Raw genomic sequence first — 256 nt, 5'->3', positions numbered from 1 at the left:
AGCGGTGATACCACTCCCGCGCATCCGGCGCCCGGCCGTAATGGTGCACGGCCGCGGGCGGAAACAGCAGCAGGTCCCCTGGCTCCACGGTGAATGCCTGATCCCCCTGGAAGATCTGCCCCTTGTCCTTGATGGTCAGGTTGACGATGAAGCCCTTCATTCCCTGGGGCCGGTCGATGATGAAGTCGAGCGCACTCCCCTGCTCGATGGGGGTCATGCCCGAGACCAGGAACACATCGAAGGCGTAGCCCGGCAG

1 protein-coding gene is annotated in these 256 nt (G+C 64.5%); it reads right to left on the bottom strand.

The window, feature by feature from the left end:
* A partial coding sequence (locus B4920_RS26975; RefSeq protein ID WP_173862727.1) for an AraC family ligand binding domain-containing protein occupies positions 1-256 on the bottom strand: 256 nt, incomplete at both ends.

The sequence above is a fragment of the Zoogloea sp. LCSB751 genome (assembly GCF_002028455.1).
Lineage (GTDB): Bacteria > Pseudomonadota > Gammaproteobacteria > Burkholderiales > Rhodocyclaceae > Zoogloea.
This window is presented reverse-complemented; position numbering and strand designations above follow the sequence as displayed.